Origin of the sequence: Paraburkholderia kirstenboschensis (assembly GCF_032806925.1) — a bacterium.
Taxonomy (GTDB): Bacteria; Pseudomonadota; Gammaproteobacteria; order Burkholderiales; family Burkholderiaceae; genus Paraburkholderia; species Paraburkholderia kirstenboschensis.
This window is the reverse complement of sequence record NZ_CP136512.1, coordinates 448,638-472,200: the sequence shown is the minus strand read 5'-3', so window position 1 is coordinate 472,200 and position 23,563 is coordinate 448,638. Positions and strand designations below refer to the sequence as shown.

Genomic DNA, 23,563 nt, shown 5'->3' with positions numbered 1-23,563 from the left:
TCGCTCCGCATCGTTTAATCTGCGTGGTACATGTTCGCTTTCGCGCAACATGGGCGATCCCGTGCGCGAACGCCAGACCCGCAACGTAACCCGACTCATGACTCTCACGCAGACGCTCGCCTCTTCTATCACCGAACTGAACCAGCAGGCCATGGCGCTTTATTCCGCGGATGAATTTGTCGCGGCATTATCGACCGTCATGCCGGTGATCGAGCGCGACGAAAGCGTGCTGGACGACGCCACGATTCATGCGATGGCCGACGCGCTCAACATTGCGGGCGCTTCTTCGTGCCGTCTCGGTGAGCCCGACGATGCCGAGCGTTATTGGCGCCGATGTTTGCGCATGATGCCCCGCTACGCCGAGGTATATGAAAGCCTGGGCGCGCTGCTGAAAGCGCGAGGACGTCTGTCCGCGGCAAAGGCAATCTACCGGCAACTTATCGTTCTGCAGCCCGGACATGCGGATGCTCACAATCAGTTAGGCACAGTGCTTTATGCACAGGGCTATCACGAGGATGCGGAAGTGTCGTACCGCAGGGCGCTCGCGCTTCGCCCGGATCATGCAGAAGCGCACTATAACCACGGCGTCGTGCTGCACGCGCTGCAACGCCCGCACGAGGCCGAAGCGGCCTATCGCGAGACGCTCGTCCGATTGCCGGCGCATGCAGAAGCGCACAACAACCTGGGCAACGTATTGATGGATCTTGGCCGCGTCGCGCAAGCGGACGCGGCTTATCGCGAGGCGCTAACGATCAGGCCGCAATATCCAGAGGCATTGAATAATCTTGCGGGCGCGCTCAAGGCGGCGCGGCGCCTGATGGAGGCAGAACTCGCGTGCCGGCTTGCGTTGACAATGCGCCCCGATTACGCGGAAGCCCACGTGAATCTCGGTGCGACGTTGACCGATCTTCAGCGTCTGCCCGAGGCCGAGGCGGCCTACCGCAAGGCAATCGCGCTTCGTGCCGATTACGCCGAGGCCTACTACAACCTCGGCATTACACTCTTCAAGCTCGAACGTCTGACCGAGGCCGCAGCCGCTTACCGCGAAGCGGTTCGCCTGCGTCCCGGCATTGCGCCCGCGCACAACAACCTCGGCTGCGTGCTGCGCCTGCTCGACCGTTTGCCCGAAGCTGTCGAGTGCTTCGAGCAGGCTCTGTGCGTTCATCCCGATCTCGCGGAAGCGCATTACAACCTCGGTGCTACGCTCGCACAGCTGAAGCGCTTGCCCGAAGCGGAGAGTGCGTATCGTCGCGCGCTCGACTTACGCGGCGATTACGGCGACGCGCGCTTCGGGCTGGCCACGTTGCTGCTCGGCATGGGGCGCTTCGAGGAAGGGTGGCGGCTATACGAATGCCGCTATCAACAAGCCGGTTTCGTGCATCGGCACACTGCTCAGAGACTGAGTTGCCCGCAGTGGCAGGGCGACGCGCTGTCGGGGCGTTCGTTGCTCGTCTGGCAGGAAGACGGTCTCGGCGATATGCTGCAATTCAGCCGTTATTTTGCCTTGCTCAAGGCGCAGGGCGCAGCGCATATCGCGTTCGCCTGCGCGCCTGCGCTGCATAGGCTGATGGCTCGCGTAGACGGCGTTGACGCCGTGCTCGACCACGACACTGCCGCCGCGCGCGCGTCCGCTTACGACTGCTGGACGAGTCTGCTGAGTGCGCCTCTGCATCTGCGCACGACTGTCGACACAATCCCGCGACCGGTTCGGCTCGCGGCGGAACCGTCGCTCGTCGAACGGTGGCGGACCGTGCTCGACGCGCTGCCGCCGGGTCGCAGGATCGGCCTCGTATGGAAGGGCAACGCGAAGCATCATAACGACGCAAACCGATCGATTCCGTCGCTCGCGACGCTTGCGCCGCTGTGGAGCGTGGCCGGCGTGAGCTTCGTGAGTCTGCAAAAGGGGCAGGGCGAGGACGAAGCGCGAAACCCGTCTGCCGCTCAGCCGTTGCTTCACGTTGGCTCGATGGTGACCGATCTGGCCGACAGCGCTGCGATCATCGGGCAACTCGATCTGGTGATTTGCGTGGATACGTCGATCGCGCATCTCGCTGCGTCGCTAGGCAAACCGTGCTGGGTGATGCTGCCGGAAAAAGATGTCGACTGGCGCTGGATGCACGAACGTAGCGATTCGCCGTGGTATCCGCACACGCTGCGGCTATTTCGCCGCGAGCGAGGGGAGGAGTGGGCCGTGGCCGTCGAAAGAGTGACGCAGGCGTGCGTGGCGCGATTCGGCGTGCTTAGTTAGCCAGTACGAACGCAAGCCGGCCACTGCTCGCTGGCAATGCGGCTTCGAGCCGCGGGCTACTTCGCCCGCTTCGGCCTTGGCTTTTTGCTGGACGTGTTGAGCGCGATTGCGGCTCGAATGAGGGCCTTGAACGCATCCGCGTCGAGTTCTTCCCCCTCATGGATGTCGATTGCGCGCCGCACGTTTCCGTCGAGACTCGAGTTGAAGAGCTTTGCCGGGTCTTCTAACGATGCTCCCTTTGCGAACGTCAGTTTCACGACCGACTTGTACGACTCGCCCGTGCAGATGATTCCATCATGCGACCACACAGGCGTGCCCATCCACTTCCACTCTTCCAGCACATCTGGATCCGCCTCCTTGATGAGCTTGCGCATTGCGCTCAGGGTAGTCCCGCGCCAGTCTCCGAGGTCCGCGATTCTTTGGTCGATCAGTTCGGAGGCCGACTGGGTTTCTGTGGAAGCGGAGCGGTTCATATCGTTCTCCTCGGCTTTGCCGGTTCAAAGGCCGAGCTGCTTTGCGTATTCGGCATTCAGGCGCGGCCACTCGAACTTCATTGCTTCGCCGGCGACGATACGTCCAATGGGATCGTCCGCAAGCAAACGGTCGAGCACGTCGAGGCAGATGTGCCAGCCGGCCGCACCCATCGATATGAAGTTGCGATCGATGTTGTGCCACAGCGTGAGACGCGTGCCGTCGCCGAGCGCTTCGAGCTGCCAGCGAAGATCGTTTTCGCCCCAGCGATACTCGAGCAGGTTGGGCGGGTCGGCGCGCGTCACCTGGGTTTCGGACACTTGCGGTGTGGGCGTACCCACCGTGGAGAGCTTCACTGGACCGACCGAGGCGAGGCTGTGGTCGGCGTCGAACGGTGCCCATTCGCGCAGGCTGGCGGGATCCGTCAGCGCTTGCCACACTTTATCCGGCGAATGGCGCAACTCACGCACGAGGACGAGTGTCCACCGGTCTCCGTCTTTCTGAACTTTGGCCCCGGCTGCGGGACCGGGCCTGTAAGACTCGCGATTGCTCATCGCTTCTTCTCCTTGCGGGGCGGTGCGGGATGGGTCTGATCGAGATGACGCTCGAGCGCGTCGAGATGAACCGACCAGAAACGGCGAAACGGAGCGAGCCAGGCGTCGATTTCCATGAGCGGCTCGGGTTTGATCCGATACACACGCCGCTGCGCGTCGACACGCGACTCCACGAAGCCGGCGTCTCGAAGCACTCGCAAATGCTTTGAAACAGAAGGCTGCGAGAGCTTGAGCTGCTCCTCGATATCGCCCACGGACTGCTCCGAAGATGCAAGCAGACTGAGGATAGCGCGGCGGCTCGGCTCGGCGATGATGGCGAATGTTGAGTCCATGGTGCGTATATACCTCACGAAGTATATAAATGTCAAGCCGCGAGGCATGAGGAAACGCCATTGCCTTCGGGCCTTGATCGCGGCCTTTAGTACCCGCCCCGCTCGGTGACGTGCAATCCCGCAGCGTTTTTATACGAAGCCGCCAGATCTGCTGCCGCGCGGCTCAGCAAAGCCGTATCCGTGCCGACAGCGACAAACGTCGCGCCGGCCGCGAGATATTCTTCGGCGATCGCCCGATCCGGCGCCAGCACGCCCGCTGCCTTGCCCGCACGCCGTACGCTTTCGATGCCGCCGCGAATCGCTTCGCGCACGCTGGCGTCGCCGGGTTTGCCGAGCAGGCCCATCGACGCACTCAGATCTGCTGGTCCGAAAAACACGCCATCGACACCGTCGACCGCAGCAATCGCCGGCAGGTTGTTCATGCCTTCCACGGTCTCCACCTGCACCAGTACGCATAGTTCGTCTGCGGCCCGGTTCAGGTAGTCGGGAATGCGGTTCCAACGCGACGCGCGCGCCAATGCGCTGCCCACGCCGCGAATGCCTTGCGGCGGATAGCGCGTTGCCGCCACCGCGTCGGCCGCCTGGTCGGCGGTGTCGATCATCGGCAGCAATAGCGTCTGCGCGCCGATGTCGAGCAACTGTTTGATCAATGCGCTATCGCTTCGCACGGGACGTACTACCGGATGCGACGCATAAGCCGCCACCGCCTGCAACTGCGCGAGCGTGCTGCGCAGGTCGTTCGGTGCGTGCTCGTTGTCGATCAGCAGCCAGTCGAAACCGGCGGTGGCGAGCAACTCGGTAACGTAGGCGTCGGCCAACGCCGCCCACAAGCCGAATTGCGGCGTACCTTCATGCAGTGCGCGTTTGAATGTGTTTTGCGGCAGGGACATGTGCGTGTTCAAATGAAGTTCAACCCGATGCCGCCGAGCGGACCATAATCGACATGGAAAGTGTCGCCCGCTCTGGCGGGAATCGGGCTCGTGAATGAACCGCTCAGAATCACGTCGTTCGCGTTCAGCATTTCGTCGTATGGGGCGATCTTGTTCGCGAGCCACGCGACGCCCGTAGCCGGATGATTCAACACCGCCGCCGCGAGCCCGCTTTCTTCGACGGCGCCGTTTTTGTAAAGCAACGCGCCGACCCAGCGAAGATCGACATCGAGCGGACGCACCGGACGCCCGCCCAGCACGATGCCCGCATTGGCTGCGAAGTCGGAGATGGTGTCGTAGACCTTGCGCGGGGCACGCGTTTCGCGGTCAAACTGCTCGATGCGCGCGTCGATGATTTCGACGGCGGGCGTCACATAAGCCGTTGCATCGAGCACATTGAACAGCGTGACGCCTGGGCCTTTCAGAGGCCTGCTCAGCACAAACGCAAGTTCGACTTCGACGCGCGGCGCGATGAAGCGGTCTGCGCGGATGTCCTGACCGTTTTCGATGAACATGCTGTCGAGCAGCGGCGCATAGTCCGGCTCGTCGATCTGCGAAGAACGCTGCATAGCGCGCGAGGTGAGGCCGATCTTGCGCCCCTTGATCACGTGTCCTTCGGCGAGCTTGAGGTTCACCCATTCGCGCTGGATCGCGTAACCGTCTTCGACAGTCATCTGCGGATACGCCGCGGAAAAGTGGCGCAACTGCGTGCGCGTTTTCTCGGCGTTGTCGAGTTGCGCGGCGAGCTCGCGAATGGTTTGTTGGTCTAGCATGATGAGTTCTCTATTGAGCCGCTGACAGTGTGTTCCGGCTCGCTACTGCACTTTGAGCCGCGCGTGCAGGTTGTTATGCTTCCAGGTGCCGGCTTCGCTGAATTCGTTGATCTCCAGCGACAACGCTAGCCCGCTTTGTTCAAACTCATTGGCGAAGTGCTGCTTGATGAGCGCGAATAGCGCATCGCCCGTTGCCTTCTTTATGGCATCGGAGCGGCCCGCGGCAATCTTCAGGTTTGCGTGGAGAAATGCTGCGTCGGCGCGTCCGTCTGCGATGCAATAGTGTTCACACCGCAACGCGCGGACGCGAATGCCGCCGGGCGGATAGACACGCTGTTCGTTATCGCGCTGTTCGGCGAGGCATTGAGCGAGCGTATTGCAGAGCCGGCTCATACTTTCTGCGTCAGCGAGATTCGCGCTGTACTCGAGTGTCAGATGCGGCACGTCAGTCTCCTTTACGCAAGTCAGGCGGTTAGCGGAGTCACCGGAAAGATCGCATTGATCTGTCCTGTACCCGAACTGCCGAAATACGGCGTGACGACTTCCACCTTGCCGTCATAGCGGTCCCAGCCGAGCGCGCCTAGCAGCATCGCCGTGTCGTGCATGCCGCCTTCGCCCCAGCATTTTTCGTTGTAAAGCGGCAGCATTTCACAGAAAGTCTTCCAGTCACCGGCTTCCCACAACTCGACAACCCGGCGATCCATCTGTTCGAGAAACGGACTCCAGACCTTATGCATGAACTGCTCGGCAGTGCCGTTGTTGGCAAAATGGTGACTAAGCGAACCGCTTGCCAGAATCGCAACGGTGCCGTCGTAACGCTCTTCGATCGCCTTGCGCACCGCGAGACCGAAGCGCGCGCTTGTTTCAAGGTCATGCCACATGCACCAGCCGGCTACCGACACCGCCTTGAAGTGCTGATCGCCGTTCATATAGCGCATCGGCACCAGCGTGCCGTATTCGAGTTCGAGCGTGGTCTCGCTATGCGCGCGGCTTTTCACACCCATTTCGTTGGCCACTTCCGCAATAAGATTGCCGAGGTCCACGTTGCCCGGGTACGCGTAGGGCATGTTCTTGATGAAATGCGGTAGTTCGTTGCTGGTGTAGATGCCTTCGAACTTCGGCGCGCAATTGATGTGGTACTCGCTATTGACGAGCCAATGCACGTCGAATACGACGATCGTATCCACGCCCAGTTCGCGGCAACGCCGGCCGATTTCACGATGGCCGTCGATTGCGGGCTGACGGCAACCCTTGTGCGGACCGTCGAGTTCGGACAGATATAACGACGGCACGTGTGTCACTTTTGCTGCCAGCGCGAGTTTGCCCATCGCGGTCTCCTCTTGTTTATGTCGCGAAACGCAGTGCGGCTCGCGCTCGTCATGCCGGCGTGTCAGACGCCCCAGCGTGGGATGTGATGCGAACCGAGCGACACGCAAACGTTCTTCGGTTCGAGGAACACTTCGTAGCTCCACGTACCGCCTTCGCGCCCCACGCCCGACGCCTTCGTGCCGCCGAACGGCTGGCGCAGGTCGCGTACGTTCTGGCTGTTGACGAAGCACATGCCGGCTTCGACGGCGGCCGCCACACGATGCGCGCGCCCCGTGTTCTCCGTCCAGATGTAGCTCGACAGACCGTATGAGATGTCGTTCGCGAGTCTGATCGCGTCGGCTTCGTCGTCGAATGGGATCAGGCATGCAACCGGGCCGAAGATCTCTTCCTGCGCGATACGCATGCGATTGTCTACATCGACGAATACCGTGGGCATTACGAAGTTGCCATGGCGCATGGAGTCGGGCAACTCGGGCATGTCGAGACCGCCGCAGGCAAGCGTTGCGCCTTCTTTCGGCCCGAGTTCGATATAGCTGCGCACTTTCGCCAGATGCCCCTGGCTGATCATCGGTCCAATGATCGTGCTGTCGGCCAGCGGATCGCCAACCGTGAGACGTTTCGCACGTTCGATAAAACGTTCTGCGAATTTCGCGTAAATCGACTTCTGCACGAGAATGCGCGAGCCGGCAGTACAGCGTTCGCCGTTGTTCGAGAAGATCATGAATACGGCAGCATCCAGCGCGCGTTCGAAATCCGCGTCGTCGAAAATCACGAACGGCGACTTGCCGCCGAGTTCCATCGAAAACTTCTTGAGCCCGGCGCTCTGCACGATCCGGTTGCCCGTCGCAGTCGACCCGGTGAAGGAAACCGCGTGCACGTCCGGATGCGCGACGAGGGGCTCGCCCGTTTCTCTGCCGACACCATGCACGACGTTCAGCACGCCGGCCGGAATCCCCGCTTCGAGCGCGAGATTGCCGAGCATCGACGCGGTAATCGGCGAGAGCTCGCTCATCTTCAGAACTGCTGTATTTCCGAACGCGAGACACGGCGCGACTTTCCACGTGGCTGTCATGAACGGTACATTCCACGGTGAAATGAGCGCACACACGCCGACCGGATGAAATAGCGTGTAGTTCAGATGGGTGTCGGTGGGGTACGTATGACCATCCACGCGCGTGCACATCTCGGCGAAGTAGCTGAAGTTGTCGGCGGCGCGCGGCACGAGTTGCTTGCGCGTCTGAGAAATGGTCTGGCCCGTGTCCTTCGTTTCGGTTTCCGATATCTCCGGCACGTTCTTCGCGATTAGTTCGCCAAGCTTGCGGATCAGCTTTGCGCGTTCCGCTGCGGGCTTGCCTGCCCATGCGGGGAACGCTTCCTTTGCGGCTCGCACCGCCGCGCCGACTTCCGCCTCTCCGCCGCGGGCCACCTCGGCAAGTACTTCTTGCGTCGCCGGATTGACCGTTTCGAAGTACTCTTTCGCCCTGCCTGCTTTGCCGTTGATCAGATGTTCGATTCGCATTGCGTTGTCCTTTGCTTTTTTCTGGCGGTCAGGCGCGGCCGAAGTCCGCGTCGGATGCAATCGTATTGACGAGGCGGCCGAGGCCTTCTATTTCGCACACCACTTCGTCTCCCGCATTCACGTTGACGATGCCCTCCGGCGTGCCTGTGAGGATCACGTCGCCGGGTGCGAGCGTCATGAAGCTGCTCAGATATTCGATCAACGCGGGAATATCGGTCACGAGATCGCGCGTGTTGCCGCGCTGTTGCAGCGTGCCGTTGACGAACGTGCGCAACTCCAGTTGCGTGACGTCTTCAATGTCGGCTGCGTCGACGAACCATGGGCCGAGCACCGTGCCGCCGTCGCGATTCTTCACGCGCAGGTTGGGGCGGTAATAGTTTTCGAGGTAGTCGCGGATCGCGTAGTCGTTGGCGATCGTATAGCCGGCCACGTGTTGCATCGCATTGTCGCGCGGCACATGGCGCGCGACCTGGCCGATTACAACGGCGAGTTCGCACTCGTAGTGCATGAAGGCGACGTCGGCCGGGCGGCGCGTAAAGCCCCGATGACCGAGAACCGTGCCCGGTCCCTTCAGGAAAACGAGCGGCTCTTCCTGCTTGTTGAATTGCAACTCTTTCGCGTGCTCGGCGTAATTCAGGCCGAGTGCGAAGATGGTGCCGACTTCAATCGGAGCGAGCCAGACGACCTGATCTTCGCGACACACGCGTCCGTCTGCAAGCAGCACACCTTCGGCATGCGGATAGGCGTCGTGAATCGCACCGGCGTACGCAACACGGCCGCGCATCATTGCTGTTCTCCGTCTGATTCTTTTGAGCCGACGAACGACACGTGAAGCGGCGGCAGCGCGCCGATCGACAAGGTCGCCGCGTCGCCGATATGCGCGATCGGCGAGCCATGCGGAACGCCGAGTGTGATGACGTCGCCCGCCGCGAGCGTCATGAAGTCGGTGACGTCGGCAAGCAGCCGCGCCACATGGCGTACCGACGAAGCGGTGGTCGCCGCAAAAGCATCGGCACCATTGAGCGATACTGCGATGGCCAACTCGTCGGGATTCGCAACGTGGCGCGCCGCAACAACCGCGGGACCGACGGCGCAGAAACCGTCGCGGGCGCGAAAGCGTACCGACGGTCTGTAGACGCTCGCATGCGGCACGCTGAGATCGGCCACGACCGTATAGCCTGCAATGTAGTTGAACGCACGCTCCGCGCTGACCCGCGTTGCGGTGCGCCCAATCACGACGCCAAGCGACGCGCCTACTTCGACGCCCAATGTATCGTCGGGTACGACGATTTGCGCGCGATGCCCCGCAAGCGTGTTGCGCGGCTTCAGGTAGAGAACCGGCGCTTCCGGCGGTGACTTGTATGGCGCTGCATGCATTGCATCGCCTAACGCCTCCAGCGCCGCGCGGTCATTGAGCAATGTTCCGTAGATCGCGCCGCGAACCGGCGGACGGCAGGCGATGCCGCGCGCGAGCAGCGCCGCCGCGGCATGCGCATCGACATCGTGAGGCAGCGCGTGGCCTTCGGGGTGCAGCAGATGATCGGCAAGTGCAAACATGACCTGGCTGTGCCTCTGGATAGATACTTTGCATAAACACTAACATGTTAGTAGTATTGCGCTTGATATGATCCAGGGTCAATAGCCAGTCGGCTGATCGCGGGTTTTCCCTTAAGCTTCGACGGCTGCTTCCAACCATCGCCCACTATGTCTTCGTCCGCTTCCACACGAGTTTTGCACCGCAACCTGCCGATGCTATTGCTGCGCGCCAGAGAAAAAATGATGGAGCGTTTTCGCCCATTGATCACCGCGCATGGTTTGACTGAGCAGCAATGGCGTGTGATTCGCGCGCTCAACGAGCACGGCCCGATGGAGCCGCGCCATATCTCCGACATCTGCACGATTTCGAGCCCGAGCATGGCGGGCGTGCTCGCGCGCATGGAGAGCATGGAACTGGTGACGAAGGAGCGTTTCGCTGAAGATCAGCGCCGCGTGCTGGTGTCGCTAACCGACACGAGCGTCGAACTGGTGCGCGTGATCTCGAAGGATCTGGAGGCGCACTATCGCGAACTGGAGCGCAAGGTGGGGCCGGAGATCGTCGAGCGGGTTTATCGCGCCGTGGACGATCTGCTGGCGGGGCTGGAGGAAGAAGACGAGTGACCGGGCAGGCGGCGTTGCTTACCAGCCCTGAAAACGCATCCAGGGCACGCTCTGGCCGTCCGGCGCAACGGCTTGGTACTCGGGGAACTGCGCGCCGGTAGCGCACGCATGGTTCGGCAGAATGCGCAGTTTCATGCCGATGGGAAAGCGTTGCGTAATGTCACCGTTAGCTTCATGTGCGCCTTTTTCGGTCGGCGAAAGAATGCCGTGCTCCTGGTTCGCGCCGCTCACCACATAGCCGGCAAGCGGCGTGCCGTTGAGCAGACACGGCTGGCCGTAGCCAAAATCGTGCGCCTGCTTCGACGTGCCGCGATCGCGGCTAAGAGCCATCCATCCTGCGTCGAGAATGGCCCAGCCTTTTTCGGGCTGATGACCGATCACGGTGGCGAGCACGCTTAACGCAATGTCCTCGAGCGCACAAACGCCGATGTTGTGCATGACGAGGTCGAAGAAAACATAGACGCCCGCACGCACCTCGGTCACGCCATTCAGCTGTGTGGCCGCGAGCGCCGTGGGCGTGGAACCGACACTGACCTCCGGACAGGGGACGCCGGCCTCGCGCAGGCGCTGCGCCGCGCGAACACAGCCGGCGCGTTCCTGTTCCGCAAGCGCGGCGAGCGCTTCGGGCGTGTCGAGTTCGTAACTGGAGCCTGCGTGCGTCATCACACCGCCGACTGTCATGCCGTTCTCGTGCAGAATCCGGCCGACGTCGAGCAGGCTCTCGTGCTCCGGCGTGATGCCGGAGCGGTGCCCGTCGGTGTCTACTTCGATCCATACCTCGAACGTTGCGCCATGCTGATCACCAAACGCGGCGATGGCCGCTGCCGCGGTCGGGTTGTCCACCACCAGCTTGAGATTGCAGCCCTGGCGGCGCAGCGCCAATGCTCGCGGCAGTTTCGAAGGTGCGATGCTGACCGCGTAAAGAATGTCATTCACGCCGGCGGCATGGAACGCTTCGGCTTCCTTTAGCGTGGAGACAGTAATGCCGCGCGCGCCGGCCGCGATTTGCGCTCGCACTACGTCGATACATTTGGTGGTCTTTACATGCGGACGGAACGCGACGCCGAGCGTGTTCATATGCGCCTGCATACGTGCAATGTTCTTCTGCATCCGGGCAATGTCGATCAGGGCCGCGGGCGTGTCGATCTGTTCGAGTTTCATGTTTTCACCGGGAAGTGGGCGGGATTCGGAGGATACGGCTCGAGCCCGCAGGAGCGGGACACCAGGCGCCAATTATAAAGTCGGCATGCGGCGCGAACCTTTAGCTGCTCGAATTCATAGATTCAGTCTGGCTTAATGCAAGATTCGCCACGGTGGCAGCGGTCGGAATCTCGCCTGCAAGTGCTGCATGAACGTTCGTGTACGAGCGGGTAAGCCCGCACGCTGATGAGTGAGCGCGATGACGTTCGCGTCCGGGGTTTTCCACGCGGGCAGCAAGCGGACTAACCTTCCTTTCGCGATGTCGTCCGCCACGTCCCATTCGGAACGCAGGATCACGCCGCGGCCTTCGCATGCCCATTGGCGGATCACGTCGCCGTCGTTGCAGCTCAAGTGCGATGAAACGCGTACGCTGCGGCGTGTGCGGCCGCGGCTGAACTGCCAGAGCGTGACGTCTTCGTTATTCTCGCGCAGCACGATACAGGGCAGCGCGGCGAGGTCGTCGGGCGACTCGGGCGATCCCAGACGTTTGACGAGCGCGGGCGCCGCGCATACGAAGCGCGCGTTGGGCGCGATCGTGTAACCCACGCGGTTGGATATCGGCAGGTCGCCGATATGCACGACGATGTCGAAGCGTTCAGCCGTTTCCATGAGCGGCTGATCCGACAGCGTCAACGCGACGTCGATATCCGGATGCTGCTGCTGAAAGTCGGCGATCGCGGGCGCCACGTAACGCCGCCCGAAACCGAGTGGCGCGTTGACTTTCAGTGTGCCGACCAGGCCGCCGCGGCGCATCTGCAGATCTTCGAACAGCGTGTCGAATTGCTGAACCAGTTCCGCGCCGCGTTCGCAGAGCAGCGTGCCTTCTTCAGTGAATTGAAGGCGGCGCGCGCTGCGGTTCAGCAGTTGAGCGCCGAGCTTCTTCTCCAGTTGTTGCAGACGCTGAGTGATCGCCGAAGGTGACAGCCCCAACTTTCGCGCCGCGGCGACAAGGCTGCCACTTTCGCGTATGGTCAGCAGGAAGCGTATATCGGCGGAATCGTTCATGAGGGGCTGTTTTCAGTCTTGGACCCTGGAGCTTAAAGCGTTTGCCGGCGCGCTTCCAGTGCGCGTGCACGATGCAAGGTGAAGTGATGCTTCTGTAACGCAGACGGCAGCTCGAAACGCTACAGTATGCGTAGCATGATTCCCTATGGCTTTCACTCGGAGAGAAGTTCGATGCCGTTGTCACATCGCGCGAATACGCAGCTCGTCTGCGGGCCAGCTTCGGAGCGCAGAGCGGCTTGTCCCCTGATTTCAGCAGCGCCCGCGATCTGGTCGAGGAAACGCGGCGCAATGCGGCGCGTATCGTCGCAATAGACGGCGGATCGATGCGCGCGGTACATTCCGCAGCGCTAAAATTTCTCAAGGCGCAAAGCGGTATGGAGGCGGCCTTCATCGAACAGGTGCGCGAGCAAATGGTCCTCGCCAACGAGTTGACTGCGCAATGGCGCTAAATCGCATCGCTTGTCTGGCCTATGAAGCCACGGCCTTTTTCGATTCCGCCATTGTTTCCGCCCTCAGCCGGTCATAGCTCGTCTTGTCGAGCGGCACTGCGCCGGGCTGGCCCAGATCGGACAGTTTGACGCGGTAGTTCTCCCGTGCGCTCCATGCGGTCACCGCCGCAATGATCGTGATGCCGAACGTGATTGCTCCAATCGTGACTGGAACGTTGTGCGATCCCGGCGGCGCGACATAAGCGAACAATGCGGGCAGGAGCGCCGTAATCGTCGTCCCGATGTTCTGCCCGATCGCCATCGCGGAGACGCGCGAACGGGTTGGAAAAAGTTCTGGATAGAAGCTCGGGAATGTGGCGTTATAGCCCTGGTAGATGATGCCCCACATGAGGATCGACATCACGATCGCGAGCCCCACGTTGTGAATACTGATCGCATACAGGTACGCAAACGAGAGCAGCCCCGCGCCAAGTGCACCGACGATGATCGGCAGGCGCCGGCCGATCCGGTCCGACAGATTGCCCACGTACGGGATCACGAGCACCGCGACAATGTTGCCGATCACCGGAATCCATAAATAGACGCTTTTTGAAAAGCCGATACCGTACGCGGGCTGCACCGCGTATGCGGCGCCGAAAATCGTCGCGACCACGGGAATCACGTTCATCAGCGAGCAGCCGACCACGCGCAGCATGTCCACCCAGTTGTAGCGGAACGCCTCGGCAATCGGCGACTTCGGCACGCCGCCGCTCGCGTCTTCTTTCGCGAAAGCGGGCGTTTCCTCAACCTCGCGCCTGATGATATAGCCGGCCACCAGCACCACAGCACTCAGTAAAAACGGAATGCGCCAGCCCCACGAATTGAACGAACTCTCCTCCATGTAATAGGCGAGCGGCAGAAACACGGCGGCAGCGAGAATCTGTCCGGCCTGCACGCCTTGCAGCGTGAAACTGGCGTAATAGCCGCGTCGTCCGAACGGCGCATGTTCGAGAATCATCGAACTCGCGCCCGAGATTTCACCGGCGACCGCAAAGCCCTGAATCAGACGAAGGACGACGAGCAGGGCCGGTGCAAGCAAGCCGACATGCTGATAGGTGGGCAGCAGGCCCACCGCCATCGTCGAAACACCCATCAGGAACATGCAGAGCAGCAGAACGTTCTTGCGGCCATGCGTGTCGCCCCAATGTCCGAGCACGAACGCGCCGATTGGACGCGCGACGTAGCCCACGCCGTAAGTCGCGAGCGAGGCGACGATCGCGATCTTCGGATTGCCGGAGGGGAAAAACAGCTGGGGAAAAATCAGCGCCGCTGCCTGCGCGTAAATGAAGAAATCGTAGTATTCGAGTGCCGAGCCGATCCAGCCACTAGCGGTTGCCTTCCGGGCCTGCCCGCGATGCTTGCGGTCCTCCACCGATGCGTTCGTTGCCATGTTGCGCCTCCTCACCTGATTTTTGGGTGGCCAGCTTCTCCGGCTGCCTCATTTGGCGTCCGGCGCGCCGACTATGCAAGCCAGGATTTGTACGACCGGCCGGACTTCGCGGCGAGCGTATGCTGCGATGCGGCAGATAGCAAGCGTCGTCGGTTATCCGCGGCGCTCCCAGCACAGTTGTCGCGCAAAAAACAATACAGTGAGGCGCGGTTCTGTTTTGCTGTATCGGGAATAAGCGGCGTAGCGTCGATACAGTTGACGGACTCCAATCCGCCCGTCCGCCCGGTGCGAAGCCGCCGGCCCATTCCGAATCCGAGGTATGTAATGAACGCAGCAAACGAACAAGCGAAACTTTCGGTGCAGCAGATCGGCCACTATATCGGCGGGGCTGCGGTTGACTCCACCAGCGGCCGCTTCAAGGAAGTGTTCAATCCCGCGACGGGTCAAGTGACGGGGGCGGTCGCGCTTGCGTCGGTCGAGGAAGTGGATGCTGCGGTGCAATCCGCGAAAGCCGCCTTTGCCGCGTGGAGTGAAACCGCGCCGCTCAAGCGCGCACGCATTCTGTTCAAGTTCAAAGAACTGCTCAACAAGCACCACGACGAACTCGCCATGCTCATTACGCGCGAGCACGGCAAGGTGTTCACGGACGCGCAAGGCGAGGTCGTGCGTGGCATCGAAGTGGTCGAGTTCGCATGCGGCATTCCGAATTTACTGAAGACCGATTTCACCGACCAGATCGGCGGCGGCATCGACAACTGGAATCTGCGTCAGGCGCTCGGCGTGGTCGCGGGCATCACGCCGTTCAATTTCCCGGTCATGGTGCCCATGTGGATGTTCCCTGTCGCGCTGGCTTGTGGCAACACCTTCGTGCTGAAGCCGTCAGAGCGCGATCCTTCGGCGTCGCTGCGCATTGCGGAACTGTTGAAGGAAGCTGGTTTGCCGGACGGCGTGTTCAATGTGGTCAACGGCGACAAGGTGGCCGTCGACGCGCTAATCGAACACCCGGATGTCGCGGCACTGTCGTTCGTCGGTTCGACTCCGATCGCCGAGTACATCTATACGGAGGCTTCGAAGCGCGGCAAGCGCGTACAGGCTCTCGGCGGCGCCAAGAATCACCTCGTGGTGATGCCCGACGCTGATCTCGACCAGGCCGTCGACGCGCTGATCGGCGCCGCATACGGATCGGCCGGCGAGCGCTGCATGGCGATTTCGGTGGCGGTGGCAGTGGGTAACGTCGCCGATAAGCTGATCGAAAAACTGGTGCCGCGCGTCAAGTCGCTCGTGATCAAGAACGGGGAGAACCTCGACGCCGAAATGGGCCCGCTCGTGACCGCCGAGCACAAGGCGAAAGTCGCGGGCTATATCGCATCGGGCGAAGAAGAGGGCGCGACGCTCGTCGTGGACGGCCGCGCGCATCCGGTCGCCAACGAGGCGGGATTCTTCATAGGCGGAACGCTGTTCGACAATGTCGGCACGCAAATGAAGATCTATAAGGAAGAGATCTTCGGCCCAGTGCTTGCCGTGGTGCGGGTGCCAAATTTCGCAAGCGCGGTGGAACTCATCAACGCGCATGAGTTTGGTAACGGCGTGTCGCTTTTCACGTCCGACGGCGGCGTGGCGCGCGCTTTCGGCCGGCAGATTCAGGTGGGCATGGTGGGCATCAATGTGCCCATTCCGGTGCCAATGGCGTGGCACTCGTTCGGCGGATGGAAGAAGTCGCTATTCGGCGATCATCATGCGTATGGCGAAGAAGGCGTGCGCTTTTATACGCGGTACAAGAGCATCATGCAGCGCTGGCCGGATAGCATCGCCAAGGGTGCTGAGTTCACGATGCCCGTTGCGAAGTAACGTGCGCTACACACCTGATGAAGACTCCTCTTCTGCTTCATCCAGGACGGCGTTTTGCACGGCTATTGCGGGGCTCACATAAGGCGGCGCCTGGCGCGGCTCGTCAATGCGGTAGCGCAGACGTCCTGCGTCGACATACACGCGCAAGCCCCGGTATTTGACGAGGTACATCAAGCCCACGAGCGCGGCGGCGAAGCCCGACGCCGCGCCGACGCCAAGCGCCCAGCGCGGGCCGAAACGGTCCGCGACCCAACCCACCACGGGCGCGCCAAGCGGTGTGCCCCCGAGCGCGATGGCGAGCAGAATCGCGATCACGCGGCCACGCATGGCCGGCTCCGTGGAGAGTTGCACGAGACTGTTGGTGGACGTGTTGAAGGTTTGCGTCGACACGCCGATGAAGGCGAGCATGACGCCGAACAGCACGTAGTTCGGCATCAGCGAAGCTGCCGTGCAGCCCACGCCGAACACTGCCGCCGCACCGAGCAGCAAAGCCATGCGCGGTTGCGCGCGGCGCGCGGCAAGCAGCGCGCCCGTGACGGAACCGATCGCCATGGTCGAACTCAACACGCCGTATTCGCCCGCGCCGGCATGAAATGCGCTGACCGACATCGTCGAAATAAAAATGGGGAAGTTAAGGCCGAATGTGCCGATCAGGAATTGCATGAGAAGCGCCGCCTTCAGATCGGGGCGCTTCCATACATATCTGAAGCCTTCCACGAAGCTGCCGCGCGAGCGCAGTGCGCGAGGCTTCGCATGCAGCTCGCGAGCGCGCAACATGCGCAGCGCGCCGAGTACGGCGATAAAAGAGAGCGCGTTGATCAGAAACACCCAGCCTGTTCCGACCGATGCGATCAGCAAGCCCGCAACCGCCGGACCGATCATTCGCGCGGCATTGAACGACGTGGAGTTGAGCGCGACCGCATTGGAAAGATCGCTTTCGCCGACGAGGTCCGACACGAAAGTTTGACGCGCGGGCGAATCGAACGCAGTTACACAGCCGAGCAGTCCCGCGAAAACGTAGACCTGCCAGAGTTGCACGAGGCCGGTAATCGTGAGCAGCCCCAGGCCGAGCGCGAGACTGCCCATGGCCGCCTGCGTGACGAACAGGAGCTTGCGGCGGTCGAAATGATCGGCCGCATAACCGGTGAGCGGCAGTAGAAGCATTTGCGGCCCGAACTGCAGCGACATCACGATACCCACGGAAGTCGCATTGTGTTGCGTGAGTTCCGTGAGGACGAGCCAGTCCTGCGCGGTGCGTTGCATCCATGTACCGACATTGGAGACGATCGCGCCACTCGCCCACACACGGTAATTGAAGTTGCGCAGCGAACGGAACGTACTGCTCACCTGAGTTCCTCTCCTATGAATGGCTGGTTGATGTCTTGCCGGCAGCGCATGCTTATGCGCGCGTTTGTTCCAGCATGGCGAGCACTTCCTGCGTGGTGCCGGTCTCTCCGAGCCGCGGGAAGATTCGCGTGAGGCTGTTCGTGTGAGCGTCCAGATGCAGGTCGGTCATTGCGTCGACAGCAAACGCGATGTTCAGGCCGAGCTCGTGTGCGAAACGTGCCGTTGATTCAATGCCGACGCTGGTCGATACACCTGCCAGCACGATTTGCGTCACGCCTTGCTCGCTCAGATACGCTTCGAGATCAGTATTCGTGAACGCGCCCCACGTGTGTTTCGTCACCAGATGATCCGACGCTTGCCGGTTCAGTTCGGGCACGAGGTCGGCAAATCCCGCGGGGAAGTTGCCGGTAGGACGCGCCTGCTCCGCGCGCCCCGGGGCGCCGCCCGCCACGTTGACGAGTACGACGGGCAGACCGTGGCGGCGAAACGCGTCGGCTAATTGGGCCGCGCGCGTGACGACTTCCGCAGTGGAATGAGCGGTGGGCATTGCGACGATGCCTTGCTGTAAGTCGATCACCACCAGTGCGGTCTTTGCGTCGAGCGTAGTCAGTGCCATGTGAGCTCCTGTTCTGGTTTGCGTGAGAATTACGACTCGGTCAGGCGTTTGAGCAATTCGACACCAGCGGCAAGTTGCTGCTGCTCGGCTACCGAAAAGCGCGTCTGGATAGTGCGGAACAGCCAGTCTTCGCGCGCGGCGCGACTTGCCTTGATCTTCTTGCGGAAGGCGGGCGTGAGCGAAAGAACGGTTTGGCGGCCGTCGTTCGGATCAGGGGCGCCGCTCACGAGGCCAGCGGCTTTCAAAACAGAAAGCGTCTCGCCCATGGATTGCGGACGCATGCCCTGTGTGCGCGCGAGTTCGGTGACCGTTGCGGGCCCGTCGCGCTCGAGCAGGCCGAGAACCTGTATCTGCGAAGGAGTGAAATCGCCGAGATGGGCCTCTTCGCGCAGGCGGCGGCGCAGCTTGCCGGTCAGCACGCGCAGATCTTCGGCGAGTGCGTGGAGCGAATCGGAGTCGAGCGGGGGATCGTTCTTGCCCATGTGTGCCGGAAGAATGCCAGACAGATATATGAAGGTAACCTGTGTAGGCTACCTTCATATATAGCACAGGTCAAGCAGGCTCCCGGACTTTCAGGCTGTTGGCGCGCGGTGCGGCCGCGGCGCTGCCGGCGTTCTGCCGCGCGTGTCTTTTTGTTCTTCTTCTGCGCGGATGATCGCAAGCAGTTGGTCGAGGCGCATCGGACGGCCGGTCAGGAAGCCTTGAACCACATCGCAGCGCGCGTCGCACAGCCATTCGAGTTGCGCCGGATACTCGACGCCTTCCGCGACGACCAGCAGGCCGAAGCTATGCGCCATCGAAATGATCGCAGTGACGATGGGTTGACCGCCATTGGGCAATGGACAGATGAAACTGCGGTCGATTTTGATGCTGTGCACCGGAAAAGATTGCAGGTATGACAGCGACGAGTAGCCCGTGCCGAAGTCGTCGAGCGACAGGCGCACGCCGGCGGCGCGCAATTCCTGCATTGCCTGAATGCCCACCGACATATTGGACATCAACTGGCTCTCGGTCAGTTCGAGTTCGAGCAGGGAAGCCGGCAGGCCGCTTTTTTTCAACGCCGTGCAGACTTCGTCCGTGAAGCCGTCGGCTCGCAATTGGCGCGCGGAAATGTTCACGGCCACATGCACGTTTGCATTCGTGCCGGCATTCCAGCTCGCGGCGTCGCGGCACGCGCGCCACAAGACCCAGCGGCCGAGCGCGACGATCAGATCGCTGTTCTCCGCAATCGGAACGAATTCAGCCGGCAGAATAGGGCCTTCCGACGGATGCGTCCAACGGACCAGCGCCTCCGCGCCGAGCAGGCGGCCGGACAGGCAGTCGAATTGCGGCTGATATACGATCTCGAGCCCGTCCTGATCCAGCGCCTTGCGCAGTTCCGCTTCGATGCGCGCGCGCCGTTGCGCCTCGGCGGTCATCTCGCTCTGAAACTCGACGGCAATGCTCTTGCCCCTGCTTTTCGCCGAATACAGCGCAATGTCCGCATTGCTGACGAGTTCCGCCATTTCGGCGGTGTCCTCGGGATAAACGCTGAACCCCACGCTTGCCGTCACGGCCGAATCAATGCCGTGCAGAATGAATGGGCGCGACAGGTTGCGCGCGACGCGGCCCGCGGTCGCGCGTGCACGAACACGGCTTGCATCGGGGCCGAGCACCACAGCGAATTCGTCGCCGCCGATCCGGCTCACGAGGTCTTGAGGCCGGACCACGTTGCGCAACGCCTCGGCGACCTGCTTGAGCAGTTCATCGCCCGCGCCGTGGCCGAGCGTATCGTTGACGGTCTTGAAGTTGTCGAGGTCCACCATCATCAGCGCGACGCGTTTATTCGCGGCGCTTGCCTTGTGCAGGCGCACCTTCAGTTCATCGTAGAACGCGCGGCGGTTCGGCAGGTCCGTCAGCGGATCAGTCGACGCAAGATATTCGAGGTCTTTCTCCACGCGCGACACACGTTCGCGCATGCGCTTCATGACGAGCGATGCGATCCACACCGAACACAGCGACGCGCCGACGAGAAAGCAGCCGTACTGGGCGAGCTGCATTTTTATCGCGTCCGTTGCCGCCACGATCACGATGCTGCCAAGCAACCGGTCGTTATGAACGATGGGTGCAGCGACGAAGATGTCTTCGAGTGAAAGGCGGCGCGAGCCGCCCACGTTCGCGAGCGTGCCTTCTTCGTATTCGACGCGGCTGAGCCCGGGGCGTGCATAGCGCACGAACAGTTCGCCATCTGGCGTATAGACGGTTGCGCTCTCGACATGCGGGACCTTGCGCAGGGAGCCGAGTACTTCGGCAGTCGCGTCGCGGTCGCCGAACATGGCCGAGGCGGTGAGATTTTCGGCGAGCACCGATGCCTGCATGCTGACGTCGTCGGTTAGCGACGCGCGTAGCGAAAGCGCCTGATAGATCAGCAGCACGACACTCGAAATGAGCAGCGCGATCGCCACGCCGACCAGATTCGCATGCTCGCGTGGCCATGCAAGCCGTGACCATGCGGAGAAACTTTTCATAGAACCTTCCTCGCGAGGCGCATGAGTTTCGAACTGAGCGTGATGCGCCGGCGCGAAGCCTCGCTAACGTTGATATCGAACTTCAGATGATCGCCGTCGCGCACGAGGCGAATCACCCAGCCCTGCTCGGCGGTGTCGGCCTCGCTCACGATCACGACGGGCGCGTCGGAAGCCAGCAGCGCCTTGACCGCCGCGCTCAGCGCAGTGCTCGCGGTCAACACGGCCAGGTGGCAATCGGCGGCTTTTTCCGTGCGCGGCAACGGACGAACGCGCCATCCCTGCTTGCCCACATGCTTGCCGTCGAGTTTGGCGAGCGCCTGGCCGAGCGGGCTGTCCTGATCCACACACACCGAGAGAGTGCTCTCCGACAGGCCTCCCGGTGGCCAGTCGGTGAACTGTGCGAAGTTGAAGATGTAGGCCGCCTCGAGCGCGGAAAGGTCCACCTGCGCGTCGACGGATGTCTGCACGATCAGTGGCGAGGCGAACACGAAACACGCCGCGATGGTCCTGATGCGAACGCGATTCATGTCAGAACCCGTAGACGGCCTTGAACAGGAAGGTCCGGCTTTGCTGCGCAACAGTCTCCTGGGTGAAGCCTGGACCCACTGGGTCGGCGTACCGTTTATCGGTCAGGTTATAGATTGAAAACGACAGGTCGGCACCGCGAACCAGTCGACGCGAACTAAGCGTGAGGTTCGCGAGACAGAAGCCGCCGGTTTCGCCGACCGCGGCCAGTCGCGTGGACGTGCATTGCACTTCGATCCCCGATATCAACGCATTCGCGAAGAAGGGCACCGCCACATTGGCTTTCGCGAGATGCCTCGGCGAATTTTGCAGCGCGGCCCCGGTGGTGGAGTCGTGAGCTATCTGGTACGAATAGCTCGCCCGCACCCGCGTGCCTGCCATTTGCTGCTCGTACGCCAGTTCAGCGCCTCGCGCGGTGGCGCGATTGACATTGCGGAAGATGAAAAGGCCGGAAGGGTCTTGTGTCGTTGCGATCAGCTCGCGCGCGTTGTACTGGAACAGCGAGAGTGTCGCGCGGGCCATGGCGGACACGGCTCTTTCATATACAAGCTCAGTCGTCGCGATGTGCTCCGCCTTGAGCGATGGATTACTCAACTGGCCGTCGGCGCCGCCTGCCGCGTAGTACATCTCGTACGCGTTCGGCGCGCGATAGGCCTGGCCGTACAACAGCTTGAATGTATCGCGCGGAGTCAGCTTGTAGACGAGCCCGATACGCGGACTCCAGGTGCCGCCCGAGGCCGTCTGCTGGTCGTAACGCAAGCCCGCATTCAGCGTGAAATTGGCGGGCAACCTGATTTCATCCTCGATATAGACACCGGCGCGGTTGCCGCTGTGATGGTCGTCGAGCATTTGCGAGTACGGGTCGACGTTGTAGTTGTACTGGTTCAGGCGCGCGTCTCTCGCGAAGTCCGTACCGATCACGATGCGATGTTTGTCGATCGACGACAGGGTCGCGTGCACATCGGCGCCGTACCAGAGCGCGTGGCTGCCGTCGACGTTGACCACATACGGTTGCGGACCGTAGACCGACGGCATCCGATAGTCGTAGCGGCCCCAGTACACCTGCGATGCCAGCGTGACGCCTTCGGAAAGCAAATGCTGGTACGAGAGATCCAGATAGCTTCGCGTGTCCGTCACGCTGAACGGTGCATTGAAAACCGCGCCGTATGGCGCATCGGGAACACCCTTGGTGCGGTTTCCGTAAATGAACGTCAGCCGGAAATCGCCATACGCGGCCTTGCCGAGGAAGTCCTGCGCGCGGTCGTAGTCGAGACGGTTCGCGACGCCGTTGTTCTGCTCGGGCGTGTCGAACGCCGGGTAGTAAAGATCCTGACCGCTGCGACCATACGACGTCGCGGAAACAAGAATGTCGGCGCCGTGCGCGCCATGCCAGCCGTATGACGCACGGGCCTTTTTCTCGCCGAAACTTCCCACCGCGACGGCGGCTTCCGCGCCCGCCAGATCGCTGCCGGTTTTCGTGATCACGTTGATTACGCCGAACAGCGCGTTCGCGCCGTACATCGACGAACCGGGGCCCGGCACATGCTCGATGCGCTTGACCAGATCCATGTCGAGCGGGAAGTCCGTGCCGATCGGCGCCTGACCGAACACGCCGTCGTTCGTACGCATGCCGTCGATCAGCAGCAGGAACCGGCTGTTGTAGTCGCCAGGACGCTGAAAGCCGCGCGAGCCGAGGTATTCGTATGAGCGATCGTTCGTCACGTAGAGGCCCGGCAGCGACGCGAGCGCATCGGCAAGCGTGCGCCAGCCGAACTGACTGATGTCTTCGGCGGTAAGAACGACTACTGCGGCCGGTGCGTCGGTAACCGACTGATCGAAACGCGACGCGGTACTGACGGTGACCTGCATCAGCGCCTCCAATGGCATCGCGGCCAGCTCGGTTGGGTCCGGGGCCGAAGCGGCGCTCGCACGAGGCTCGTTATCGGCGAAAGCTGCTGGCGAACAGAGCGTTGCCAGCCCCGCGACCGAACAAACGACCAGGCGTTGAGCGAGGAGAAACGAAGCGCGCGTAGTTGGAACCATGACAGCCGGTTAATCGGAAAACGCTCCTTCAAAGTGGATCGTCACCTGTTTGTTATCGGCGCGAGGCGGGGAAGCTTGAATCGACGCGAGCCGCGGCGTTGTCCGGCGCCTGGTTTCACAGCGGCATTCGTTAGGGACGCAGTTGTAAAAAGGGGTACGGGTACCCACCGTTTCATGCCACACATGGCGCGAAAAACCGAAGGCGGGATGCTGCATGCATAGCGTTTTGCGAATCGTCGAATAGCGCGTCGCGCATGGATTTCGGCGGTATCGAGCGAAGTC

The 23,563-nt window shown here is 61.7% G+C and carries 22 protein-coding genes and 1 pseudogene; 4 read left to right on the top strand and 19 right to left on the bottom strand.

Going from position 1 to position 23,563, the window contains the following annotated elements; genetic code table 11:
• Nucleotides 1-97: 97 nt before the first annotated feature.
• Nucleotides 98-2,248, top strand: a complete 2,151-nt coding sequence (locus RW095_RS10830) for a tetratricopeptide repeat protein (protein WP_317019006.1) — start codon at nucleotides 98-100, stop codon at nucleotides 2,246-2,248.
• Nucleotides 2,249-2,304: 56 nt separating this feature from the next.
• On the opposite strand, the gene RW095_RS10825 is transcribed toward RW095_RS10830, so the two are convergent.
• The 10 genes from RW095_RS10825 to RW095_RS10780 form a co-directional block, all read right to left on the bottom strand.
• Nucleotides 2,305-2,721, bottom strand: coding sequence for a DUF1801 domain-containing protein (locus RW095_RS10825; protein ID WP_317019004.1), 417 nt, complete (start codon nucleotides 2,719-2,721; stop codon nucleotides 2,305-2,307).
• Between the two features lie 24 nt (nucleotides 2,722-2,745).
• A complete protein-coding gene (locus RW095_RS10820; protein ID WP_317019003.1) occupies nucleotides 2,746-3,273 on the bottom strand; it encodes an SRPBCC family protein in 528 nt (175 codons plus the stop codon).
• Nucleotides 3,270-3,605, bottom strand: a complete 336-nt coding sequence (locus RW095_RS10815; protein ID WP_128585939.1) for an ArsR/SmtB family transcription factor — start codon at nucleotides 3,603-3,605, stop codon at nucleotides 3,270-3,272. Before RW095_RS10815 ends, RW095_RS10820 begins: the two co-directional genes overlap by 4 nt.
• An 86-nt stretch (nucleotides 3,606-3,691) precedes the next feature.
• The gene (hpaI, locus tag RW095_RS10810) at nucleotides 3,692-4,495 is read right to left on the bottom strand and encodes a 4-hydroxy-2-oxoheptanedioate aldolase (RefSeq protein ID WP_317019001.1); all 804 of its coding nucleotides are present in this window, start codon (nucleotides 4,493-4,495) and stop codon (nucleotides 3,692-3,694) included.
• Between the two features lie 8 nt (nucleotides 4,496-4,503).
• Nucleotides 4,504-5,307, bottom strand: a complete 804-nt coding sequence (hpaH, locus tag RW095_RS10805; RefSeq protein WP_317019000.1) for a 2-oxo-hept-4-ene-1,7-dioate hydratase — start codon at nucleotides 5,305-5,307, stop codon at nucleotides 4,504-4,506.
• Nucleotides 5,308-5,349: 42 nt separating this feature from the next.
• Nucleotides 5,350-5,751 (bottom strand): 5-carboxymethyl-2-hydroxymuconate Delta-isomerase, encoded by a 402-nt coding sequence (locus tag RW095_RS10800; RefSeq protein ID WP_317018998.1) that lies wholly within the window; start codon nucleotides 5,749-5,751, stop codon nucleotides 5,350-5,352.
• A 20-nt stretch (nucleotides 5,752-5,771) separates the two neighbouring features.
• Complete coding sequence (gene hpaD / locus RW095_RS10795) at nucleotides 5,772-6,635, bottom strand: 3,4-dihydroxyphenylacetate 2,3-dioxygenase (RefSeq protein WP_317018997.1); 864 nt, start codon at nucleotides 6,633-6,635, stop codon at nucleotides 5,772-5,774.
• Between the two features lie 62 nt (nucleotides 6,636-6,697).
• On the bottom strand, nucleotides 6,698-8,155 hold the full coding sequence (hpaE, locus tag RW095_RS10790; protein WP_317018995.1) for a 5-carboxymethyl-2-hydroxymuconate semialdehyde dehydrogenase: 1,458 nt from the start codon (nucleotides 8,153-8,155) through the stop codon (nucleotides 6,698-6,700).
• A 28-nt stretch (nucleotides 8,156-8,183) separates the two neighbouring features.
• Complete coding sequence (locus RW095_RS10785) at nucleotides 8,184-8,942, bottom strand: fumarylacetoacetate hydrolase family protein (protein WP_317018994.1); 759 nt, start codon at nucleotides 8,940-8,942, stop codon at nucleotides 8,184-8,186.
• A complete protein-coding gene (locus tag RW095_RS10780) occupies nucleotides 8,939-9,712 on the bottom strand; it encodes a fumarylacetoacetate hydrolase family protein (RefSeq protein ID WP_317018993.1) in 774 nt (257 codons plus the stop codon). Before RW095_RS10780 ends, RW095_RS10785 begins: the two co-directional genes overlap by 4 nt.
• A 192-nt stretch (nucleotides 9,713-9,904) precedes the next feature.
• On the opposite strand from RW095_RS10780, the gene hpaR reads away from it, so the two are divergent.
• Nucleotides 9,905-10,312: a homoprotocatechuate degradation operon regulator HpaR gene (gene hpaR / locus RW095_RS10775; protein ID WP_042277081.1), complete on the top strand. Its 408-nt coding sequence runs from the start codon at nucleotides 9,905-9,907 to the stop codon at nucleotides 10,310-10,312.
• Between the two features lie 18 nt (nucleotides 10,313-10,330).
• Here hpaR and RW095_RS10770 read toward each other — a convergent pair whose 3' ends face one another.
• Both RW095_RS10770 and RW095_RS10765 read right to left on the bottom strand, forming a co-directional pair.
• Nucleotides 10,331-11,473: a DSD1 family PLP-dependent enzyme gene (locus RW095_RS10770; protein WP_317018990.1), complete on the bottom strand. Its 1,143-nt coding sequence runs from the start codon at nucleotides 11,471-11,473 to the stop codon at nucleotides 10,331-10,333.
• A gap of 132 nt (nucleotides 11,474-11,605) precedes the next feature.
• Complete coding sequence (locus RW095_RS10765) at nucleotides 11,606-12,517, bottom strand: LysR family transcriptional regulator (RefSeq protein WP_317018989.1); 912 nt, start codon at nucleotides 12,515-12,517, stop codon at nucleotides 11,606-11,608.
• 140 nt (nucleotides 12,518-12,657) lie between these two features.
• Here RW095_RS10765 and RW095_RS10760 point away from each other — a divergent pair.
• Nucleotides 12,658-12,966, top strand: a pseudogene (locus RW095_RS10760) (hypothetical protein); the annotation flags it as partial.
• A 19-nt stretch (nucleotides 12,967-12,985) separates the two neighbouring features.
• Here the strand turns inward: RW095_RS10760 and RW095_RS10755 are convergent.
• The gene (locus RW095_RS10755; RefSeq protein ID WP_317018988.1) at nucleotides 12,986-14,395 is read right to left on the bottom strand and encodes an MFS transporter; all 1,410 of its coding nucleotides are present in this window, start codon (nucleotides 14,393-14,395) and stop codon (nucleotides 12,986-12,988) included.
• Nucleotides 14,396-14,719: 324 nt separating this feature from the next.
• On the opposite strand from RW095_RS10755, the gene RW095_RS10750 reads away from it, so the two are divergent.
• On the top strand, nucleotides 14,720-16,243 hold the full coding sequence (locus RW095_RS10750) for a CoA-acylating methylmalonate-semialdehyde dehydrogenase (protein WP_317018986.1): 1,524 nt from the start codon (nucleotides 14,720-14,722) through the stop codon (nucleotides 16,241-16,243).
• A 6-nt stretch (nucleotides 16,244-16,249) separates the two neighbouring features.
• On the opposite strand, the gene RW095_RS10745 is transcribed toward RW095_RS10750, so the two are convergent.
• From RW095_RS10745 to RW095_RS10720, 6 genes are all read right to left on the bottom strand, one after another.
• Nucleotides 16,250-17,590: an MFS transporter gene (locus RW095_RS10745; RefSeq protein WP_317018985.1), complete on the bottom strand. Its 1,341-nt coding sequence runs from the start codon at nucleotides 17,588-17,590 to the stop codon at nucleotides 16,250-16,252.
• Between the two features lie 52 nt (nucleotides 17,591-17,642).
• Nucleotides 17,643-18,206 (bottom strand): isochorismatase family protein, encoded by a 564-nt coding sequence (locus RW095_RS10740; RefSeq protein WP_317018984.1) that lies wholly within the window; start codon nucleotides 18,204-18,206, stop codon nucleotides 17,643-17,645.
• Between the two features lie 29 nt (nucleotides 18,207-18,235).
• A complete protein-coding gene (locus RW095_RS10735; protein WP_128586575.1) occupies nucleotides 18,236-18,688 on the bottom strand; it encodes a MarR family winged helix-turn-helix transcriptional regulator in 453 nt (150 codons plus the stop codon).
• 90 nt (nucleotides 18,689-18,778) lie between these two features.
• Nucleotides 18,779-20,713: a putative bifunctional diguanylate cyclase/phosphodiesterase gene (locus RW095_RS10730; protein WP_317018982.1), complete on the bottom strand. Its 1,935-nt coding sequence runs from the start codon at nucleotides 20,711-20,713 to the stop codon at nucleotides 18,779-18,781.
• Nucleotides 20,710-21,240 carry a YfiR family protein gene (locus RW095_RS10725; protein WP_317018981.1) on the bottom strand — a complete coding sequence of 177 codons (531 nt, stop codon included), beginning with the start codon at nucleotides 21,238-21,240 and terminating at the stop codon, nucleotides 20,710-20,712. Before RW095_RS10725 ends, RW095_RS10730 begins: the two co-directional genes overlap by 4 nt.
• 1 nt (nucleotide 21,241) lies before the next feature.
• The gene (locus RW095_RS10720; RefSeq protein WP_317018979.1) at nucleotides 21,242-23,281 is read right to left on the bottom strand and encodes a TonB-dependent receptor plug domain-containing protein; all 2,040 of its coding nucleotides are present in this window, start codon (nucleotides 23,279-23,281) and stop codon (nucleotides 21,242-21,244) included.
• Nucleotides 23,282-23,563 lie beyond the last annotated feature (282 nt).

Excerpts from the sequence above, each read along its gene's own strand:
- RW095_RS10830 (WP_317019006.1), top strand. The coding sequence starts at position 98 with ATGACTCTCACGCAGACGCTCGCCTCTTCTATCACCGAACTGAACCAG.
- RW095_RS10825 (WP_317019004.1), bottom strand. The coding sequence starts at position 2,721 with ATGAACCGCTCCGCTTCCACAGAAACCCAGTCGGCCTCCGAACTGATC.
- RW095_RS10820 (WP_317019003.1), bottom strand. The coding sequence starts at position 3,273 with ATGAGCAATCGCGAGTCTTACAGGCCCGGTCCCGCAGCCGGGGCCAAA.
- RW095_RS10815 (WP_128585939.1), bottom strand. The coding sequence starts at position 3,605 with ATGGACTCAACATTCGCCATCATCGCCGAGCCGAGCCGCCGCGCTATC.
- hpaI (WP_317019001.1), bottom strand. The coding sequence starts at position 4,495 with ATGTCCCTGCCGCAAAACACATTCAAACGCGCACTGCATGAAGGTACG.
- hpaH (WP_317019000.1), bottom strand. The coding sequence starts at position 5,307 with ATGCTAGACCAACAAACCATTCGCGAGCTCGCCGCGCAACTCGACAAC.
- hpaD (WP_317018997.1), bottom strand. The coding sequence starts at position 6,635 with ATGGGCAAACTCGCGCTGGCAGCAAAAGTGACACACGTGCCGTCGTTA.
- hpaE (WP_317018995.1), bottom strand. The coding sequence starts at position 8,155 with ATGCGAATCGAACATCTGATCAACGGCAAAGCAGGCAGGGCGAAAGAG.
- RW095_RS10785 (WP_317018994.1), bottom strand. The coding sequence starts at position 8,942 with ATGATGCGCGGCCGTGTTGCGTACGCCGGTGCGATTCACGACGCCTAT.
- RW095_RS10780 (WP_317018993.1), bottom strand. The coding sequence starts at position 9,712 with ATGTTTGCACTTGCCGATCATCTGCTGCACCCCGAAGGCCACGCGCTG.
- hpaR (WP_042277081.1), top strand. The coding sequence starts at position 9,905 with ATGCTATTGCTGCGCGCCAGAGAAAAAATGATGGAGCGTTTTCGCCCA.
- RW095_RS10770 (WP_317018990.1), bottom strand. The coding sequence starts at position 11,473 with ATGAAACTCGAACAGATCGACACGCCCGCGGCCCTGATCGACATTGCC.
- RW095_RS10765 (WP_317018989.1), bottom strand. The coding sequence starts at position 12,517 with ATGAACGATTCCGCCGATATACGCTTCCTGCTGACCATACGCGAAAGT.
- RW095_RS10755 (WP_317018988.1), bottom strand. The coding sequence starts at position 14,395 with ATGGCAACGAACGCATCGGTGGAGGACCGCAAGCATCGCGGGCAGGCC.
- RW095_RS10750 (WP_317018986.1), top strand. The coding sequence starts at position 14,720 with ATGAACGCAGCAAACGAACAAGCGAAACTTTCGGTGCAGCAGATCGGC.
- RW095_RS10740 (WP_317018984.1), bottom strand. The coding sequence starts at position 18,206 with ATGGCACTGACTACGCTCGACGCAAAGACCGCACTGGTGGTGATCGAC.
- RW095_RS10735 (WP_128586575.1), bottom strand. The coding sequence starts at position 18,688 with ATGGGCAAGAACGATCCCCCGCTCGACTCCGATTCGCTCCACGCACTC.
- RW095_RS10730 (WP_317018982.1), bottom strand. The coding sequence starts at position 20,713 with ATGAAAAGTTTCTCCGCATGGTCACGGCTTGCATGGCCACGCGAGCAT.
- RW095_RS10725 (WP_317018981.1), bottom strand. The coding sequence starts at position 21,240 with ATGAATCGCGTTCGCATCAGGACCATCGCGGCGTGTTTCGTGTTCGCC.
- RW095_RS10720 (WP_317018979.1), bottom strand. The coding sequence starts at position 23,281 with ATGGTTCCAACTACGCGCGCTTCGTTTCTCCTCGCTCAACGCCTGGTC.